The 16,269-nt window shown below is 55.8% G+C and carries 12 protein-coding genes and 1 pseudogene; 8 read left to right on the top strand and 5 right to left on the bottom strand.

Annotation, left to right across the window (positions count from 1 at the left end):
• Positions 1 to 4: 4 nt before the first annotated feature.
• On the bottom strand, positions 5 to 1,672 hold the full coding sequence (locus tag J2X14_RS13070) for a ShlB/FhaC/HecB family hemolysin secretion/activation protein (protein ID WP_352411880.1): 1,668 nt from the start codon (positions 1,670 to 1,672) through the stop codon (positions 5 to 7).
• A 668-nt stretch (positions 1,673 to 2,340) separates the two neighbouring features.
• On the opposite strand from J2X14_RS13070, the pseudogene J2X14_RS13065 reads away from it, so the two are divergent.
• The 6 genes and pseudogenes from J2X14_RS13065 to J2X14_RS13040 form a co-directional block, all read left to right on the top strand.
• Positions 2,341 to 3,294, top strand: a pseudogene (locus J2X14_RS13065) (siderophore ABC transporter substrate-binding protein); the annotation flags it as partial.
• Positions 3,295 to 3,422: 128 nt separating this feature from the next.
• Complete coding sequence (locus J2X14_RS13060; protein ID WP_352411634.1) at positions 3,423 to 4,382, top strand: ABC transporter permease; 960 nt, start codon at positions 3,423 to 3,425, stop codon at positions 4,380 to 4,382.
• Between the two features lie 97 nt (positions 4,383 to 4,479).
• A complete protein-coding gene (locus J2X14_RS13055; RefSeq protein ID WP_352411879.1) occupies positions 4,480 to 5,376 on the top strand; it encodes an iron chelate uptake ABC transporter family permease subunit in 897 nt (298 codons plus the stop codon).
• Positions 5,373 to 6,131 carry an iron ABC transporter ATP-binding protein gene (locus J2X14_RS13050; protein ID WP_352411633.1) on the top strand — a complete coding sequence of 253 codons (759 nt, stop codon included), beginning with the start codon at positions 5,373 to 5,375 and terminating at the stop codon, positions 6,129 to 6,131. The genes J2X14_RS13055 and J2X14_RS13050 overlap by 4 nt, the downstream gene beginning before the upstream one ends.
• 141 nt (positions 6,132 to 6,272) lie before the next feature.
• On the top strand, positions 6,273 to 8,438 hold the full coding sequence (locus J2X14_RS13045) for a TonB-dependent receptor (RefSeq protein ID WP_352411632.1): 2,166 nt from the start codon (positions 6,273 to 6,275) through the stop codon (positions 8,436 to 8,438).
• Between the two features lie 32 nt (positions 8,439 to 8,470).
• Positions 8,471 to 9,460, top strand: coding sequence for an ABC transporter substrate-binding protein (locus J2X14_RS13040; protein ID WP_352411631.1), 990 nt, complete (start codon positions 8,471 to 8,473; stop codon positions 9,458 to 9,460).
• Between the two features lie 61 nt (positions 9,461 to 9,521).
• On the opposite strand, the gene J2X14_RS13035 is transcribed toward J2X14_RS13040, so the two are convergent.
• Positions 9,522 to 9,881, bottom strand: a complete 360-nt coding sequence (locus J2X14_RS13035; RefSeq protein WP_352411630.1) for a TehB family protein — start codon at positions 9,879 to 9,881, stop codon at positions 9,522 to 9,524.
• A 296-nt stretch (positions 9,882 to 10,177) separates the two neighbouring features.
• On the opposite strand from J2X14_RS13035, the gene dbpA reads away from it, so the two are divergent.
• Positions 10,178 to 11,557: an ATP-dependent RNA helicase DbpA gene (gene dbpA, locus J2X14_RS13030; RefSeq protein ID WP_352411629.1), complete on the top strand. Its 1,380-nt coding sequence runs from the start codon at positions 10,178 to 10,180 to the stop codon at positions 11,555 to 11,557.
• Between the two features lie 47 nt (positions 11,558 to 11,604).
• On the opposite strand, the gene J2X14_RS13025 is transcribed toward dbpA, so the two are convergent.
• The gene (locus J2X14_RS13025; protein WP_352411628.1) at positions 11,605 to 11,826 is read right to left on the bottom strand and encodes a hypothetical protein; all 222 of its coding nucleotides are present in this window, start codon (positions 11,824 to 11,826) and stop codon (positions 11,605 to 11,607) included.
• Positions 11,827 to 12,017: 191 nt separating this feature from the next.
• Here J2X14_RS13025 and J2X14_RS13020 point away from each other — a divergent pair, with 191 nt between their 5' ends.
• Positions 12,018 to 12,986 (top strand): magnesium and cobalt transport protein CorA, encoded by a 969-nt coding sequence (locus J2X14_RS13020; protein ID WP_352411627.1) that lies wholly within the window; start codon positions 12,018 to 12,020, stop codon positions 12,984 to 12,986.
• Positions 12,987 to 12,998: 12 nt separating this feature from the next.
• Here the strand turns inward: J2X14_RS13020 and J2X14_RS13015 are convergent, their stop codons facing one another.
• On the bottom strand, positions 12,999 to 13,979 hold the full coding sequence (locus J2X14_RS13015) for a LacI family DNA-binding transcriptional regulator (protein ID WP_352411626.1): 981 nt from the start codon (positions 13,977 to 13,979) through the stop codon (positions 12,999 to 13,001).
• Between the two features lie 133 nt (positions 13,980 to 14,112).
• Positions 14,113 to 16,083, bottom strand: coding sequence for a glucose PTS transporter subunit IIA (locus J2X14_RS13010; protein ID WP_352411625.1), 1,971 nt, complete (start codon positions 16,081 to 16,083; stop codon positions 14,113 to 14,115).
• Positions 16,084 to 16,269 lie beyond the last annotated feature (186 nt).

Raw genomic sequence — 16,269 nt, 5'->3', positions numbered from 1 at the left:
CCTCTTAAAAAGCCAACGCGACCTGATAGTTAATGGTGAGATGATCCGGTGCCAGCCAGTCGGGATAGCTCAGCGGAACGCCAAGCGTGAACTGGGTGGAAACATAACGATTGCGGCTGCCGAGCCCGACCGCGCCGCCCCACAGCGTGCCGGAGGCCCAGCGATCCTGGGCATCCTTTTGCAGCCAGCCGCCGTCCAGCGCCAGCGTGCTGCTTACGTCGCCGAGATAAGGCAGCGTGAACAGGCGATAGTTGAGTTCGTTACGCCAGTAGCCGCCGTTGTCGCCGGAAAGATATTGCTCTTTGAAACCGCGCACCGAGCTTTCACCGCCCAGCGTCAGGCGTTCGCTGCCGTAGAGCCGGTCAGGCGACCACTGTCCGTAGGCGCTGGTCAGCCACCAGAGCTCCTGAGTCAGCGGGCGCTGGAAGCTGGCGTTCAGGCTCCATTTGCGAAACTGCGCCTTCGGCAGATCCCCGCGTTTGCCGCTGTCGTGTTCCGCCTCGAACCAGGGCATGCCGCGGCTGAAGGTGGGATTGACGGTGCCGACGCCGCCTGCGATTTTTTGCGTATGGTTAATGCCGAGCTGGATGCTGGTCAGGCGACGGCTGCTGCTGCGCAATAAGGTGTCGTTCAGCCAGTTATGGCTGCTGCGCTGGCTCAGGCCCGCCATCAGGCCGGTTTTGATTTCACCGTTGCGAAACATCACCCAGGAGCCGGTAAGACGATGCGCCTGGCTATCGCCGTGCGAGAGCCAGTTAAAGCCGTTGTTATTAATGGTGCTGCGGTAGTCGCTCCAGCTGTAGCTGTAATCCAGCAGGCCGTAGCCGTAAGGCACGCTGACGCCCGCCTGAAAGTTTTGCGCATCGCGAGCATGCGAGAAGGCGCTGCTGCGCCCGCCGCTGATAAACCATTTATCCGCCAGGCCCAGCGGGTTGTTGGCGGTCAGCGAGCCATTAAGCTGGCCCACGCCGGTGCTTTTTTGTCCGCTATTATCGAAGCCCAGCGAGGCGGTGAGCGGAAATTCCGGCGTGGCGGTTAAATTAACAATCGAATCGCCGGGATTATCGCCCGGCAATATTTCAATCTGTACCGGCGTGATACGCAGCCGGTTAATTTGCTCCATGCCCTGCTCAATATCACGCAGATTAAGCAGCTTGCCGACCAGACCGGGAAATGCCATGCGCAGTTGGCGCGCATTCGCGCCGTCCAGACGAATGGCCTGTAACTTCCCTTCCAGCACGCTAATATGCAGCTGACCGCTGGCGAGGTTTTGTTCCGTAATAAAGGCGCGGCTGGTAATATAGCCCCGGCTGATATACCACTGGGAAATAGCGCGAATCAGCTGATTAATTTGCGGCATGCCCAGGCAGCGACCGGAATAAGGCGCGGTCAGCCGCTGTTGCTCTTTTTCGCTCAGCAGCGTGGCCTGTTCAATAATGATTTGCTGAATAGTGATGCAGCCGCCCGGTGCAGGCTGGGGCGCGGTGTTGGCGGGTAAATGCGTGTCGGCGCTGCGCTGTAACTCTTCGCGCTGCTGTTGGTTTTGCTGTAGCCGTTGCTGCTGTTCAAACTCTGCCTGATTACGATCCGCAGGCGAAAGCGGCGCCCCGTGGGCGTTAAACATTATCAGCGCGGCGGCCAGCGCCACTATTTTCCTTGCCTGTGCCATCATCATGAAAGAGTGTTGAATGAGATTAATCTTATTTTTGATGGCGCACAGAATAACAGCTAAACAATTAAAGTTTCATCGCGGGTCGAAAAAAAGACAATGCTTTAATTATTTGGCTTATTGAAAGGATTATTATTTTATTAACTCAAATTACCGACTTATTTAGTGGCGTGGCGTAACGTATTTATGCCAGTAAGCGAAATTAACGTTAGCTAAATAATAACTACTATGTATATTCCGCCGATGAAATAGTGTTGCAGCTAAACTATTTGCATTAGTTTTTCAGCTGGGAAAAAGAGCGGATATTTTTCAGGCAACGACGCCTGAAAAAGTGTATACGCTTGTTTCTGGCAGTAAAGAGTACCGCAAATTATCGCCTGAGAAACGTCAGCGCAGAAATCTTCATAAAATCTCCACTATTTTACGCCGGTTACACATCGGCATTTTTTACCTTATCCATTAAAAACCATGCAAAACAAGCAATTATTACCCGATTAACGATTTCTACCCGCCCTGACCTTGCCCGATCCTGCCAGCATTTCTTGCAATGAAAACCGGACAGAATACTGTTCAAGCGGACGAGACGGCGGTATGATTCGGGCGCAGCATCATGAATGCGAATCATATGCATTAACAGTTACTTTTTTCTGTTAACATTTTCAGGAGAGAAAATGCGTTTATCTGCCCTCTTTACCACTACGATTCTGGCTTCAGCCTTAGCACTCACCGGATGTGATGACACTAACGCGCAAGCCTCCGCTTCAGCCAAAACCATTAAAATTGAACACGCGCAGGGCACCACCGAGGTCGCTCAGCCGCCACAGAAAGTGATTGTGCTGAATCCTTCGACGCTGGATAACATTGATGCCTTACAGATCCCGGTTGCTGGCGTGCCGAAAAACAGCGCGCATCTGCCCGCTTTCCTGTCGAAATATCAGGGCGACGCTTACCTGAATGCCGGAACGCTGTTCGAGCCGGATTACGAGGCGATCAGCAACGCCAAACCTGACCTGATTATCGCAGGCGGCCGCGCCCATGACGCTTACGATAAACTCAGCGCTATCGCGCCGACCATCGCGCTGGACGTCGATCCGAAACAGTTTACGCAGAGCCTGACGCAACGCGTGGAACAGCTGGGCGAAATCTTTAATAAACAGCAGCAAGCCAAAACGCTGACCGATGCCTTTACTGCGCATATCGCCGCGCTGCGCGAAAAATCTGAACATGCCGGTAATGCGATGGTGATCATGGTCAGCGGCGGTAAAATGTCTGCCTATGCGCCAGGCTCCCGCTTTGGCTTTATCTTTGATGAGCTGGGCTTTAAGCCTGCGGCAACCTTCTCCCAGGCGGGCAAACACGGCAACGTGGTGACCTCTGAATTTATTATGAATACCGATCCTGACTGGCTGTTTGTGCTGGATCGCGATAGCGCCATTGGTCGCGCCGAAGGCTCCTCTGCTCAGCAGGTGCTGGATAACGCGCTGATTCATAAAACCAAAGCCTGGCAGAACAAACATATCGTCTATCTCGATTCCGCATCCCTCTATATCGCTGGCGGTATTCAGAGCTACACGCGCCTGATCGAAAATATCAATACCGTACTGGATGATGCCAGCGCGTCAGAAAAAAGCGCCAACGCCGCCATGGCCAGCGCCGATGCTGAAGCCGAAAGCGCCGACGCTGAAACAGACGGCGATAACGCTGCCGCTGACGGCGTCACGGACAGTGCTAAAAGCGAGTAATCATTGACGTAATGAAGAGTTTCAGCTTTGTAGCGGGCCTGGTAGTGTTACTGGGCCTGATGACCTGGAGTCTGTTTGTCGGCGTCAGCCCCGTTACCTTCTCCCGGCTGTGGAGTGATGCGGAAGTGCGCGACGTTTTCTTCCTCAGCCGCGTGCCGCGTACGCTTGCTCTGCTGCTGGCGGGCAGCGCGGTGAGCGTGGCCGGGTTGATTATGCAAATGCTGACGCAGAACCGTTTCGTTGAGCCTTCTATCGCAGGCACTACGCAGTCTGCCAGTTTGGGCCTGCTGCTGGTGATGATCGTGAATCCTGCTGCGCCGGTGATGGTCAAAATGGGCGTTGCCACGCTGTTTGCGCTGCTGGGCACCGGGCTGTTTCTGCTGGTATTGCAGCGGATGCGTATCAAAACGCCGCTGATGGTGCCGCTCACCGGCATTATGCTCGGGGCGATTTTCAGCGCGGTCACCACCTTCCTGGCGATGGAGTTTGATCTGTTGCAGTCACTGGGCAGTTGGGAATCGGGCGACTTCTCCGGCGTTTTGCAGGGCCGCTATGAGCTACTCTGGCTGACCGGCTTGTTAACCCTGTTGGCCTGTATCATCGCCGATCGCTTTACCGTGGCGGGCATGGGCCGTGAGTTCGCAGTGAACGTCGGGCTAAATTATCGCCAGGTGGTGTTTCTCGGCATGGCGATTATCGCGCTGATAAGCGGCGTGGTGATCGTGGTGGTGGGCGTGCTGCCTTTCCTTGGGCTGATCGTCCCGAATGTGGTCAGCATGGCTATCGGTGATAACCTGCGCCGCACCATTCCCTGGGTGGCGCTGTGTGGCGGCGGGCTAGTGGTGCTGTGCGATATTATTGGTCGACTCATCAGTTTCCCGTGGGAGATTCCGGTCAGCGTGATCCTGGGTTGCCTGGGCGCGGTGATTTTCCTGGTATTGATTCTAAGGAGCCGCCGCTATGCAGCTTGACAGTTCCGTACGCCGTCCGGCGCGGCGTTCGTTTCGCCTCTGCTTTGCCACGCCAGCCAAACGGCTGCTGGGGTTAAGCGCGCTGGCGCTGCTCTCGATGGTGCTGTTTATGACCATCAATCTCAGCGGCAACATTGGCTATATTCTGCAGCATCGCGGTTTGATACTCGCCACCATGCTGCTGGTGGCCTTTGCCTCCGGGATCGCGACGCTGCTGTTTCAAACCGTCACCAATAACCGCATTTTGACCCCTTCGGTCATGGGGCTGGAGACGCTGTTTATTCTGATCCAGACGGTGCTGATCTTCTTTATTGATGCTAACGGCCTGAAAATGCTGGGCAGCGTTGGGCAGTTTATCTGCGAAGCGGCGCTGCTGGTGCTGTTTTCCACCTTCCTTTACCGCTGGCTGCTGGGCCGCATCGGCGTCAACTTACATATGGTGCTGCTGGTGGGGCTGGTGTGCGGCACGCTATTCCGCAGCGTTTCCGGGCTGCTGCAGCGGCTGCTGGAGCCGGGCGAATTCGCCATTTTACAGAGCCGCATTTTCGCCACCTTTACCCGCGCAGCACCGGAGATCATCGCAATTGCCGCCGTGGTGGTGCTGGCGGTGGCGCTGGTGGTGTGGCGCATGCGTCACAGCCTGGATGTGATTGCGCTGGGACGTGATATGTCGATTGGACTTGGCGTGGCGTGGCGTCGGCGCGTAACGTTGATTCTGCTGCTGGTTTCACTGCTGGTAGCGCTCTCGACCGCGCTGGTCGGGCCGTTGACCTTTTTCGGCCTGCTGGTGGCGAACCTGAGCTATCAGCTGATTGGTTCGCATCGCCATCACTATCTGCTGCCTGGCGTAGTGCTGACCGGCATCATTACGCTGGTGGGCGGTCAGGTTATTCTGGAGCGGGTGCTGCATATGGCCGGTTCGCTTTCGGTGGTGATTGAGTTTGTCGGCGGCGCGCTGTTCCTCTGGTTTTTGATTAAAAAGGCTGCGGTGTGATTGAAGTTAAAGAGATTTGTAAAAGCTATCAAAACAGTAAAGTGTTGGACCGCATCAGCGAAACCATCCCCGCGGGCGGTATTACCTCGATTATTGGCGCGAACGGCGCGGGCAAATCCACGCTGCTGTCGGTAGTTAGTCGGCTGCTAACGGCAGACAGCGGCAGCGTATGGGTTAACGGCCTGGAAGTAGCGAAAACGCCCGACGAGCAGATGGCGAAAGTGCTGTCGGTACTGCGTCAGGAAAACCATTTTACCAGCCGCCTGACGGTGGAAGATTTAGTCGGCTTTGGCCGCTATCCGTGGTCCAAAGGGCGCTTAACCGCAGAGGATCGCCAGCATATCGTGACGGCGATGGCGTTTCTGGATTTACTGCCGCTAAAAGACCGTTATCTGGATCAGCTTTCAGGCGGTCAGCGGCAGCGCGCCTGCGTGGCGATGGTGTTGTGTCAGGATACCGATTATGTGCTGCTGGATGAGCCGCTGAATAATCTGGATATGAAGCACAGCGTAGCGATGATGAAACAGCTGCGCCGCGCGGCGGATGAGCTGCATAAAACCATTATTCTGGTGATTCATGACATTAATTTCGCCTCGGCCTATTCCGACCATATTATTGCCATGAAACAGGGCGAGGTACTGTATCGCGGCACGCCACAGGAGATTATGCGCCCGGAAATTATTGAGGCGATTTTTGACACTCAGGTACGTATTGAAACCCTGCACGGCCAGCATATCGCTATCTACTATCGTTAATTCCTCTTTATTGCGCCCGTAGCCTGCGGGCGCAGCTCGCCAGGGGTTATGTCCGGCTGCGCCTGATAAATTGTGATAAAAATCAAAAGGTGCTACCTTCCGCCATCGTAATATAAATGTTTATATGACGATGAGCAGATAATGAACAACTCCTCTTTTGCCGCTCTATTGCTGGCTTTACCAGGGGCCGCCTTAGCCGCAACCGACGCGACCCATTCTAAAACCGATAAACAACAGATGGTGGTAAGCGCAACAGCTTCGCCCTCCCCCAATCCCTCCGGCGCGGGATTTGTAACCTCTGAGCTGGATGTCGGGCCGCTGGGTAATAAAAGCTGGGTGGATACCCCCTACTCCAGCAATACCGTTACGCAGCAGATGATGCAGAATCAGCAGGCGAAAAGCGTCAGCGAGCTGCTGAAGTATGCGCCCGATACGCAGATGCAGGCGCGCGGCGGCATGGACGTTGGGCGTCCACAAAGCCGTGGCATGCAGGGTAGCGTGGTCGCAAACAGCCGACTCGACGGACTGAATATTGTCGCCACCACCGCCTTTCCGGTAGAGATGCTGGAGCGGCTGGATGTGCTGAACAGCCTGACCGGCGCGCTCTACGGCCCCGCCAGCCCGGCCGGACAGTTTAACTTTGTCGCCAAACGCCCCACCGCCGAGCCGCTGCACCGCGTGACGCTCGGCTACCAAAGCCGCAACGCTTATAGCGGCCATATCGATTTAGGCGGCCATCTTGATCAGGATGACCGTTTCGGCTATCGCCTCAACTTGCTGGATGAGGATGGCGAAGGCAGCGTGGACGACAGTACGCTGCGCCGCAGGCTGGTCTCGCTGGCGCTGGACTGGAATATTCGGCCCGGCACCCAGCTACAGCTGAATGCCAGCCATTATGAATTTTTGCAGAAAGGCTATGTGGGCGGTTTCAGCTACGGGCCAAACATTAAGCTACCTTCCGCGCCGGACCCCAAAAATAAAAACTTCGCCCTGCCCACCGCGGGCAATGATTTAACCACCGATACGCTCAGTACCCGCCTGATTCACTACTTTAATCCGGACTGGTCATTAACCGCTGGCGTGGGCTGGCAACAGGCGGATCGCGCCATGCGATCGCTTTCGAACAGCCTGGTGGATAATAACGGCACGCTTAACCGTTCCATCAGCGACTCCGGCGCCGCAGGCCGTTTCCGCGTGCTGAGCAATAGCCTGGTGCTGAACGGTCATCTGGATAGCGGCAGCATCGGGCACGATCTCTCTTTCGCCACCAGCGGCTATGTCTGGTCAATCTACGGCGCGAAAAACAGCGCTACCGATTATGAATTCGGCAACACCTCGATTAATCATCCTTCGGCGCTACACGAACCGGGCAATGGCAAAATCAATAAACATGGCGCGCGTTATAAATCCAGCGTTAACAGCCAGCAGAGCATCACGGTCGGCGACACTCTGACCTTTAACCCGCAGTGGTCGGCGATGTTCTACCTCAGCCAGAGCTGGCTGGAAGCGCAAAGTTTCGATAAACAGCATAATAAAACCCGTCAGATTAACAAAAACGGCTTCAGCCCGAACGTGGCGCTGATGTATCACATCACCCCAACGCTAATGACATACATCAGCTACGCCGATTCGCTGGAACAGGGCGGCACTGCGCCGACGAATGCAGGGGTTAAAAATGAGGGTCAGACGCTCGATCCCTACCGCAGCAAACAGTATGAGCTGGGACTAAAAGCGGACCTGGGCGCAATGAACCTCGGCGCGGCGCTGTTCCGCCTGAAACGGCCGTTTGCCTGGGTCGACCCCAGCGACATGATTTACAAGGAGCAGGGTGAACAGGTAAATAACGGCCTGGAGTTCACGGCGACTGGCCAGCTCTGGCAGGGGCTGAATATCTACAGCGGCGTCACCTTCCTCGATCCACAGCTGAAGAAAACCGCCTCCGCCAACACCAGCGATAAGCGCGTGGTAGGCGTGCCGAAAACCCAGGCGAATCTGCTGATGGAATATAATTTCCCCTCCACGCCGCAGCTGGTTTACAGCGCCAATGTGCATTACACCGGCCGCCGCGCCGCTAACGCCACCAATACCAGCTGGGCTGGCAGCTATACCACGCTCGATCTCGGCGCGCGCTACAGCACGAAAATTGATCGGCTGCCGACCACCTTCCGTATCGCAGTGAATAACGTCACTAATGAGCGCTACTGGGCTTCTATTTTTGCCACCAATAGCGATGGCAACGGCGGCGCATCGAGCGCGTTTCCGGGAGCCGGGCGTGAAGTTCGCGCCTCGGTAACCTTCGATTTTTAACCGGAGCGGCGTGCCTGGCGCGCCGAAAATGAATGAGAAACCGCCTTCCCACCGCCCTGCTCGCCTGCCTGCTGGTGCCGTCGCTGCTGTTTGCCGCACCGGCGGGGCATCGTGATATTCGCGTCGCCACGCCGTGGCCCGCGCAGAACACCATTATCGCCATGCTGGGCTACAGTGAGAATATTGTTGGCACCTCAGCGGTCGCCAAACGTATCCCGCTGTTCCGCCAGATCTATCCCTCGATCGATCGCGTGCCGGTGATTGGCGTCACCAGCGGCCATGAGATCAATCCAGAACAGATTATCGCCTTGCGTACCCAGCTGCTGTTTTTGCCGGAAAGTATGGCGATGACGCAGACCGACATGCTGCAACAGGCGGGAATCAAGGTGCTGGCGCTGCGCGCCAATTCAATGCAGGCGCTGGTGGATCGCGTTACGCTCAGCGGTCAGGCGCTGGGACCGGATGCTGAACAGGTGGCGCAGCGCTACCAACGCTATTTTCAGCGCAATGTGGCGCGGGTACAGGCGCGCCTTAGCGATCTACCGGCAAGCCAGCGGCTTAAGGTTTACCACAGTATGGGCAGCGCGCTGACCACCAGCGGGCGGCCTTCGCTGAATCAGGACTGGATGGATTTAGCAGGCGCACGCAACGTAGCGGCCGAGTGGTTTAGCAAAGAGAAAAACAGCGCGGGCGAAGTGCCGCTGGAGAAAATAGCGCAGGCCAATCCCGATGTGATTGTGGCGATGAATCGGCGTGACGCTGAGATGATCCGCAGCTCTGCACAGTGGCAGGGGATCGCGGCGGTGCAAAAACAGCGCGTTTATGTGAATCCCAAAGGGCTGTTCTGGTGGTGCCGGGAGACCAGCGAGGAGGCATTGCAGTTTTTGTGGCTGGCGAAAACGCTTTATCCGCAGCGCTTTCAGGATATTGATATGCAACAGGAGACGCGACGGTTTTACCTCGACTTCTTCGGCATTAGCTTAAGCGAGCAACAGCTTCAGGCGATTTTACAGCCGCAATAAGTCTGAACGCGTGCGCTTCGGCAGGCAATAATGCTGCTGCCGAAGCGCCAGGCTTAAACCATTATGCACCTTTGTTGGTGTTCACGACCTGCCCCATGCCTTTGCCCTGCAACTCTTCTGCCGGGTCGGCAAAGAAATCGATATTGAAATAGGTATCGTCAGTCAGCAATTCCACGTGATGCCAGTATTCCGGTGGGCTAATGCCGAAATGCCCCGCCTCGATGACCACTTCGATTTCCGGCGTTTCGTCATGTTCATTTGGGAAACCATAATATTTCACTGCGCCCCGCATCACAGAGAGACGGCCATAAACGCCTTTTTTGGTGTTATGGTGCGTCAGCAGCGCGCGCGGCACGCTCTCTTTGTTCCAGAAAGGCGTGGAACGGGTATGTACGAAATGTTCAGGAATGCGATGTGCCATGATGAAATCCTCTTATTTTTTCATTTAATCTTTGGTTAATCTTTCTATTGCAACCACCGTGCCAGCTTATTTTAAAATCTATTTATCAATGACTTACGTAATTATCCGTTACGCCAGATTGTGAAAAAGACGCGCCCGAACAGTGTCGCTTTGACAACGATTTGTCGCAGTGACAATGCTCTACCGCTGCGGAAATTTTATACCAGCAGGCGCAACCTGAACGTGCCTTTTACTGTCGGCCCGCTCAACTTCTGTTAAACTGAGCGCCGCAAACCCGCCTGATTAGAGATTTTCCCGTGACTGCTTTTTCCACCCTGACGCAACTGCCCGCCAGCCAGCTCGATAACCTGCGCGAAATGGGCTTCGACGCCATGACGCCCATTCAGGCCGCCGCCCTGCCCGCCATTCTTGACGGTCGCGACGTGCGCGCCCAGGCAAAAACCGGCAGCGGCAAGACCGCCGCGTTTGGGCTGGGCATCCTGCAACATATTGATACCGCGCAATATCAGACGCAGTCGCTGGTGCTGTGTCCGACGCGCGAGCTGGCGGAACAGGTCAGCAATGAGCTGCGTCGTCTGGCGCGCTTTACGCGTAATATTAAAATTCTGACGCTGTGCGGCGGCCAGCCGGTTGCTGCCCAGCGCGATTCGCTGGTTCATGCGCCGCATATCGTGGTAGGGACGCCGGGCCGTATTCTCGATCACCTGAAGCGTGAAACGCTGGATCTTTCTCAGCTGCGTTCGCTGGTGCTGGATGAAGCTGACCGGATGCTGGAAATGGGCTTCCTGGAAGATATGGAAGTGATTGTCAGCCATACGCCGCCGCAGCGTCAGACGCTGCTGTTTTCCGCTACCTGGCCGCACGGCATCATCGCTATCAGCAAGCGTTTTCAACGCGATGCGCTCTCTATCGCCACGGAAGATGTCACCGAGCTGCCAACTATTGAGCAATATTTCTATGAAGCGAGCAGCCGGGAAAAATTAACCCTGCTGATTGCGCTGCTCAGCCAGCAGCAGCCCGCCTCCTGCGTGGTGTTCTGCAATACCAAACGCGAATGTGATGATATCGCCGCCGCGCTGGAGAACAGCAACATCAGCGCGCTGGCGCTGCATGGCGATCTGGAACAGCGCGACCGCGACCGGGTGCTGATCCGCTTTGCCAACGGTAGCTGCCGGGTGCTGGTGGCAACCGACGTCGCCGCGCGCGGACTGGATATCAAAGCGCTGGCGATGGTGGTGAACTATCAGCTCTCGTTTGATCCGGAAGTGCATGTTCACCGTATCGGCCGTACCGCACGCGCGGGTGAACAGGGCACGGCGGTAAGCTTTGTTGCGCCGGATGAGATGGTGCGCGCGCACGCGCTGGAGGACTTTTTGCAGCAGACGCTGAACTGGGTCTCTTCCGCTGCGCTGAAAAATCAGCCGCAACAGGCGCTGCCTGCGGCGATGATGACGCTCTGTATCGACGGCGGCCGTAAGGCGAAAATCCGTCCGGGTGATATTCTCGGCGCGCTCACTGGCGAAGCGGGATTCAGTGCCGATCTGATTGGTAAGATTGATTTGACCCCGACGCACGCCTATGTGGCGATCGCGGCTGACCAGGCGAAAGCGGCGTTGATTAAGCTCAAACAGGGCAAGATCAAAGGCAAAAGCTGCCGCGCCATTCTGCTGAAGTAACCGTATGCGGCGCGCTTTCTGTTCGCGGAAAGCGCGCCCGCTTATCATTAATAGGTTTCCGGCGTTACGCTTTCAATGCTCGCCACATCGTTATTATCCATAGCCAGCAACGCGCTCTGCAGTTGAATAAACAGTTTTTCATCAGCCGCGCTCCACATCTCTCCTTTTCCTTTCAGCAGCTCACGTAACAGCGTTGACCACTGTCCAATGCGAACCCACTCATCTGAAGCTAAAACAGGTGATGATGTTTTATCTGCTACAACAGCCATAAACAACTCCATAAATCGATAATGCACGAAAGCCGAATGTCGGCGGTAAGCTATGTTAATTCAGAGCGGTTAATGTTTCCCAGCGTTCGACCCGAAGCAGGTGATTTTCCAGAATTTCTTTAGCTGCGCTGACAATAACGACTACCCTTTATCGGGGAAGAAACCCATAAATAAAGGGAGCGACATAAGCTATGGTGGTGAACAGTATCGTTTATCGCAACGGAGAGCGGGGAGAAGTCATTGATCCCGAGAATATCAGCAACGTGATTGATGACCCGGATACGTTTATCTGGCTGGGGCTTTATCAGCCCGATCCGCCGTTTATGAAAAAGATGCAGGAGGAATTCGGTCTGCATGAGCTGGCGATTGAAGATGCCCTGACCGCACATCAGCGCCCCAAGATTGAACAATATGGCGAATCGCTGTTTATTGTGCTGAAAACGGCGCATCTCACCGAAGAGAACCGCATCGAGTTTGGCGAAACCCACTTTTTTGTCAGCGAAAAATTCCTGATTACCGTGCGTCACGGCGCTTCAGACAGCTACGCGCCGATCCGCCTGCGTGCGGAAGAGCGGACGGAAATGCTGAGCAAAGGGGTTGGCTTTCCGCTTTACTGCATTTTTGACTTTATCGTGGATAACTACAGCAACATCACCGCCGCGCTTGGCGGGCGCATCAACGAGCTGGAAGGCGCGATGTTCCGCACCGAATTCGACCGCCAGTCGGTGCAGGAAGTCTATATGCTGCGGCGGCAGCTGCTAGCGTTACGTAACGCGGCGATGCCGGTGGACGAGATATGTAGCCAGCTGCTTCGTCTGCATGAAAATATTATTCCCAAACCGCTGCGCGCCTATATCCGCGACGTGCAGGACCATGCGCACCACGTGGTTACCGATACCGACGATATGCGCGAGATCCTGACCAACGCCATGCATGTTAACCTGGCGCTGGTGACCGTACAGCAAAACGAAGTGGTGAAGAAACTGGCGGGCTGGGGCGCAATCCTGGTAATCCCCACGGTGATTTTCAGCATGTACGGCATGAACTTTGAGAGCATGCCAGAAATCCATTCCCCCTACGGCTATCCGATTGCCATTTTCGGCACGCTGTTTGTCTGCCTGGTGCTTTGGCGACGGCTGAAACGCGCCGGTTGGCTCTGACTGATAACGTGATTAACGAGCGCTTACCGATTCACGCCTCACCAGCGTGCCGGTGAGCGCCGCCTGCGTCTGTTTAGAGCCGTCAAGGATCCTTTCCACTGCGCACTGGATCATTTGCTCAATCGGCGTATCCAGCGTGGTCAACGCCGGGGAAAAATAGTGACCGATATTGGCGTTATCAAATCCGGCGACCGAGATATCCTGCGGCACCCGTAGACCACGATCTTTCAACGCCCTGATTGCGCCCAGCGCCATGTCATCGTTCGCGGCCAGAATGGCGGTAAATGGCGCTGCGCTGTCAATCAGCTTCAGCGCGGCCTGATAACCGCTCTCCATGCTCCAGTCGCCCTGCGCAAGCAGCGCGGCGCTCGCAACGCGGGTTTTATCCTGCCAGGCCTGCTGACGCGCGGTGTTGCTGGGCGACGGCATTTTGCCGCTGATATAGGCGACGCGCTGGTGTCCCTGGCTCAGCAGGTAATCCATCATGATTTCGCCGCCGCGATAGTGATCGATAAAAATATTGCGGTCAGGACGAACGGTCAGCCGCTGGTTCAGGATCATCACCGGCACCGGGCTTTCATTAATGATTTTTTCCAGCTGCGCCTGCGAGGTGTGACGGGCGTAAACCATGATGCCGGCGCATTTCATCCGCACCAGGAAATCGATAGCGTTGATCTCTTCGTCGGCAGAATGTTTGCCGTCGGCAAAAATAAGCCGGTGGTCATGCTGCTCGCAGAACTTCGCGGCGTTATACACCAGCGTGGAGAAAAAAGGCCCGTTATAGACTTCATTGGTAATCACCAGGCCGATCATGCTGCTTTTTTGCGTGGCCAGCTGCTGCGCCAGCAGATTAGGACGATAGCCCGTCTCGGCAATCGCTTTATACACCAGCGCCTTCACCTCTTCCCTGACGACGTTTTTACCATTTAATACGCGCGACACCGTGGATTTCGATACCCCGGCACAGCGCGCAACGTCCAGCATTGTCACCATTACAGCCTCGCTTATAGACAGAACGATCCCCCCACCAGGAGCGGCTAAAACAGCGCTAGTATATCGTAAAGATCAGCGGGCCGAATAACGTTGTCGGCGATAAAAAAAGGGTTCTTCCGAACCCTTTTGCCTGTTAGCCAATCGCCATCACCGGCGCGCCGGAAGCGATGGCGCCGTGATCAATATATTTGGTCATCTGGTACTCCTCGCTATTTATCACCAGAAACGGCGTGGTGATGTCATAACCCGCATTGATCACCTCGCGGCGCTGAAATTGAATCAGCGGCGTGCCTGCGGAGATCTTATCCCCCACTTTAACCAGCGTAGAAAAGTGCTGGCCGCCGAGTTTGACCGTATCCAGGCCAACGTGGATCAGCAGCTCTGCGCCGTTAGCACACAGCAAGCCAACGGCATGGTGACTGTCCACCGTGGTCGCGACTTCGGCATCGCAGGGCGCGCGAATAATATCTTCTTCGGGAACAATAGCGATGCCGTCGCCCAGCAGACCGCCGGAGAACGTTTCATCGCTCACCTGCGCCAGCGGGAGCGCTTTGCCCGCCACCGGACTCATCAGGGTTAAGGCGGCAACCGCCGTTGACGTGACGCTATTGTCCGCATTCCCATGCTGAGAAACGCTGTTTGCGGCGGCGTTATTAAAAGCAGCTGCATTGGGCGCGGCGCTGCCTGCGCCGGTGGAGCCAGCCGTTCCCGGCGCGGCGCGGGTCTCATCCGCTTTGGCTTCCGGCTCTTTAAAGCCCACCACAAAAACCAGCACAAAGGTCACCACCAGCGTCACCAGCACGCCGGTGACTTCACCGATAAATGACATCGGATTTTCCGGGCTGATGGCGTTCACAATGGTTAACAGGCCAGGCAGACCGGCATAGGCGTAGTAATAGCTACCGAACAGGCTGGTGACAATCGCCCCGATTGCGCCGCCGATACAGCCACAGATAAAGGGCTTTTTCAGCTTCAGCGTAACGCCATAAATCGCCGGTTCAGTAATGCCGAACACGCCGGTCAGGCCAGCAGAATAAGCCACGGTTTTAAAACCGCGCTGCTTTGCTTTTAGCGCACAGGCAAAGGCGGCCGCCATCTGTCCGACCACTGCCATGGTCTGAAAGGCCTGAAATGAATCGCGCCCGTGCAGATCAAAGTTTGCCATCACCACCGGCGTAATACCCCAGTGAACGCCAAAGATCACGATGACCTGCCATACGCCGCCAATCACCGCTGCCGCCAGCGCGGGCGCGGTATCAAACAGCCAGTTGTAGCCCCACGCAATGCCGTTAGCCAGCCCGGACGTCACCGGTCCAATCAGCACCAGCGTCAGCGGAACCATAATCACCGCGCAAATCAGCGGCGTAAACAGCGGCGCGATCACCTGCGGCAGCTTGCGTTCCACAAAGCGCTCCAGGTACGAGAGGCCCAGCACCAGGAACAGCGGCGGCAGCACCGATGAGGTGTACACCGTTTGCGCCAGCGGCAGAGAGAAGAAGGTTACCGCATCGCCTTTGGCGATCTGCGCGGCAATTACCGCCCATTCTGGATTGATCAGCGCGCAGCAGCAAAACAGCGCGATAAACATATTGCACTTGAAAAACTTAGCGGCGGTAACGGCGATAAACACCGGCAGGAAGGCAAAAGGCGTCCAGGAGATAAAGTTAAGCACGCTAAAGGCGCCGGTTTGCTGAAACGACGGCAGAAACCAGTTAACGGTAATTAAAATTCCCTGCAGTATTCCCGCCGCCGCCAGCACATAGATAATCGGCGCAAACACGGCAGACATGGTGGCGATCACCGTATCAAAAAAGCGTTTTTTCTCATTACTGTTTTGCAGCTTATCGGGATCGACGAGCGCGGCAAGGGCGTCGTAAACATCGGCGACGTGGGTGCCGATCACCACCTGAAACTGACCGCCGCTCACCACGACGGTGATCACGCCCGCCAGCTGTTTGACCTTTTCGATGGCGTTAGCGGGCACCTCTTTCAGCACCAACCGCAGGCGCGTCGCACAGCGCGTGAAGCCGATCAGGTTCGCTTCGCCGCCTGTTTCATTCAGAATATCAGAGGCTAATTTAGAATAATCTCTTATCTTTCCCATGGTGATTCCCTGCCGCTCAGTAGTTGAAACCGGTTTCAGCCTAACATCGCCCCTTGCACCTGCAACCGGTTTCAAAAGGAATTGTGCATCGCCTCGCAGTTTTCTTGCTCAGAAGGGGATCGATTCAGCACGGCGCCCGGCGCGACAAATCATCCGTCGCCTGGGCGTGAAAGCCATCGTGCGTCG

The sequence above is a fragment of the Mixta sp. BE291 genome, assembly GCF_031457955.1.
Taxonomy (GTDB): domain Bacteria; phylum Pseudomonadota; class Gammaproteobacteria; order Enterobacterales; family Enterobacteriaceae; genus Mixta.
Note: the sequence above shows the minus strand (reverse complement) of the source record. Positions and strands in the feature narration are given on the sequence as shown.